The following is a 3327-nucleotide window of genomic DNA, read 5'->3' on the forward strand; positions in this document are numbered from 1 at the left end:
CCCCCCCCCACCAGCAGAGCCAGGGAGAGAATGGTCAGCCGGAGAGAGGCCAGCCAAGCCAATGCGGTATCCAATCCGACGGTTATTTACAGGTACTCTTCATCCAGTTGACATCGTTGTTGGTGCCGGACCAGCCACAATCCGCTGCCAGCCAACTCCCACTCTTCTTCCAGTTGACGATCCGCAACGCCGCATCCAGGTAATAGGGAGCCTGGGTAAATTTGCTGTATGCGGTACCCACCTTGGTATTGGCAGGCTGCCCGCCCTCCGCCCCCACGGAATTCAGGTTGACCAGAAAAGCCTTGTTTTTCCAGCCATGGGGTACCGCCGCATGACACCTGGCACACTTGATACCAGAGGTGATCTTGTCGGCATGATAACCGTGCAGGTTATTGTCCTTGTCACAACAAAACCCGCTCTTGATGCTCTGTCTTGTGGCATAGTTGGTATAGTTGTGACACTTGAAGCAGAGGTCATCCTGTTGATTGAGACCGGTATTGAGATCCCAATCTCCCTTGAGGATAAAATTTTTGCTGGAGCCGTGCGGTCCCCAAGGTTTGCCGGAGTTGGGCGCAGAGACCCCATTGGCCGTGGCGGAACCGTGACAATCGGAACAATACATGGTGAGGTTGCCGACATCCGTATTGACCCGGTTCCAGGGGGCCAACCACATGGTGTTGCCCAGCCCACCTCGCACCGCCAGGGTGCGTCCCGTGGGAAAGAGCACCGGGTGCCAGGAGCCATGGTTGCCCCCCGGCTCTCCCTGGTCTGCGCCGGTCAGCCCATCGTTGGCCTTGGCGGCGAACTCCATTCCCTGGTTGGTATAGCGGGTCAAACCATTGGTACCGGAGAAGGTCCCGCCGAGAAAAGAGCCCAATTGCGGCCGGGTATTGCTCACTTGATAGAGCTTGTCGTCATTGTACCCATAATCCGAGTGGCACTTGAGGCAGATCTGATATTCCCGTGTCACATACGCCGCAGTACGCAGCGTGCTGGCCCCCGTTCCCCCATCCCCTTTTTTGACCGTATAGGAGGTGGGCAGAAGTGACAACCGCACGCACGGTCAACAACAGACTCCCCAAGCCAAACAGCGAGAGGCCAACCAGAAACAGGGGGGTGCGCAAAATGGGCAGATAGTTGTTCATCACCGCCGGATTGCCCGGCGGGTCCGCAGGGAGGGCAATCCAGGGGGAGAGCAGGAGCAGTATGGTCCCCAGAGAGGCCAGAGACCAAGCCACCTCTCCCATCCGCCCCCACCGGGAGCCCCCCACCAGACTCCAGAGCAGCCCGGCAAAGGCCAGAAACCAGACCAGCACAGAGAGGTTGACGTGCAGCGCGATGGCGGTGGAAAAAAAGTGGGGGCCTCCCAGCCAGGAGGCCAACTCCACGGTACGGAGCAGAATCAGGATAACGGCAAACAGACTGGAGGCCAACAAGGCCGCAACCCCCAACAGCAGCCAACGCAGTGCCAAACGGGGGGGAGACAACCCATCCGGGGGAACAGAAGAGGGATTCATGGTATCAGACGACGCCCTGATGAGGAGCCCGAGACACAAAAGGGATGCCAAAAAAGGTGACAAAGGCGACGATAAAAATGGCCCAGGTCAACCCGGCGGTCAGACGATGAGAGGGGGCAAAGAGCGGGCGCACATGGAGGGTGACCGCCAGCAGCAGCCAGGTAATCAGCGACCAGGTCTCCAGGGGATCCCAGAACCAATACCGCCCCCAGGCCGCCTGAGCCCAGATGGCCCCGGCCACCAGCATCAAGGCGTCAAAAACCAACCCGATGGCCAGAAAGCGATAGGCCAGTTCATCCAGGCTGTGGTTGCCGGGCAGTGAGGCAAACCAGCGGGAACCGGTCGCACTCCCCCGCAATAAAATCACGCTGGCCAAGCCGACGGCAATCAGCAGGGCACCCATGAAAATTTTACCGAAACCGATATGAATATAGAGCCACACGGTATTGTAGGTGGCAGGGAGGAGATTGTCGCCGGGATCGGCCAGCAACATCCAACCCATCATCATGAAGAGAATGGGCAGCACAACCGCCGCCATGGGCCGCAGGACGGGAAACCGCCAAAAGGCCAGGAAGAAGGCTACCATCAGGCTCCAGACATTGCTGGAGAGAATTTCAAACTGGGTCCCAAACGGGCCATGCCCCAACCGTTCCCAGCGCAATCCCAGGGAGAGGGTATGGGCCAGGATGCCCGCCAGCGACAGGATGGCGATGCTCTTTGCCGGTCTCTTGCCCAGGAGCGTCGCCAGGATGGCCAGCACCCCGGCCGCCAGATAGAGCAGCAGGGCCAGCCAGAACGACAGGAGTTCCTGATCCACCGCAGTCGTCATCGCTTATCGTTCCACCGTGTACCAGGGTTTGCGGGCAAATTTGCCAAAAAAGTGAAGCAGCAGACTGGCAATCGCCACCAGGGCAGCGGCCAGCAACCAGGGGATGGCCGGGTCATAAAAGAGGGTGTATCCCATCCAGGTTTCCAATCCTTCATACAGCAGAGTCCCTTCCGGCAGGAGCCACGCATCTCCTGGTTTCAGGTCGCGACTCTCCTCCCGCAGGGTCACCCGCAGGAGATGCGGCACCCCCCGGACAAAGCGGGAGGGGCGGGCGAGATCCGGCACCGGCTGTTCCAGTTGCAGCATGACCAGAGCGGTAATGGAGGTACCTGGGAGGGTCCAATCGTTGGAGGCCCCCGGCCCCAGGCTCAGATCCGGCAGATGGACAGTACCCCGATACGAAGAGGCGGCCAAAGCGGGCTGCCAGGAAAAGAGCGGGGCATAGCCGAAATGGCGACTGGGATAGATGCGATAGCCCTGAACGACCAGCGGGATATTGTCCCCGATAACCCCCTGGTGGCCCACCTTCCGGGCATCGAACCAGCGGATGGTGTTGCGGGTTGGCCCCCGCACACCGCCGGTCGCAAAATCCACATCCACCGCCTCATTGATAAAATCGATCTGATCCAGGGTGTTGAGATGCCAGGGTCCCTGTTCCGAGGCCAACAGCCTGCCCGCAAACCGCTCCCCCGCCGACAGTTCAAACTGCCCCTTGAAATAGGTCAACCGGGAGAAGGCCGCCAGCAGCACGATCACCAACAGTGCCAAGTGAAACACCTGCAGGGCCATCCGACGGCGGAAGGCAGCGGTAAAAAAGAGGACCGCCACCAGATTGATACCCAACAGAGAGAAAGGGACGGCCAACACCAGGGTGGGCGCGACCCCCAGACGGAGCACCAGCAGACCCCCCCCCACCAGCAGAGCCAGGGAGAGAATGGTCAGCCGGAGAGAGGCCAGCCAAGCCAATGCGGTATCCAATCC

4 protein-coding genes are annotated in these 3327 nt (G+C 60.0%); all 4 read right to left on the bottom strand.

Annotated features, from left to right (window positions below):
* Window positions 1–82: 82 nt before the first annotated feature.
* A complete protein-coding gene (locus tag EJP87_RS14805) occupies window positions 83–898 on the bottom strand; it encodes a cytochrome c3 family protein (protein ID WP_130472633.1) in 816 nt (271 codons plus the stop codon).
* A gap of 16 nt (window positions 899–914) precedes the next feature.
* Window positions 915–1517, bottom strand: coding sequence for a hypothetical protein (locus tag EJP87_RS14810; RefSeq protein WP_130472634.1), 603 nt, complete (start codon window positions 1515–1517; stop codon window positions 915–917).
* Window positions 1518–1521: 4 nt separating this feature from the next.
* Window positions 1522–2346: a cytochrome c biogenesis protein gene (locus EJP87_RS14815; protein ID WP_227657669.1), complete on the bottom strand. Its 825-nt coding sequence runs from the start codon at window positions 2344–2346 to the stop codon at window positions 1522–1524.
* Between the two features lie 3 nt (window positions 2347–2349).
* Window positions 2350–3327, bottom strand: a 978-nt coding sequence (locus EJP87_RS14820; protein WP_130472635.1) for a cytochrome c biogenesis ResB family protein, incomplete at its 5' end; no start/stop codon positions are given.

It is taken from the genome of Candidatus Magnetaquicoccus inordinatus, from assembly GCF_004217665.1.
Lineage (GTDB): Bacteria > Pseudomonadota > Magnetococcia > Magnetococcales > Magnetaquicoccaceae > Magnetaquicoccus > Magnetaquicoccus inordinatus.

Bases quoted from the DNA above. Each gene is read 5' to 3' on its own strand.
- EJP87_RS14810 (WP_130472634.1), bottom strand. From the start codon at position 1,517: ATGAATCCCTCTTCTGTTCCCCCGGATGGGTTGTCTCCCCCCCGTTTG.
- EJP87_RS14815 (WP_227657669.1), bottom strand. From the start codon at position 2,346: ATGACGACTGCGGTGGATCAGGAACTCCTGTCGTTCTGGCTGGCCCTG.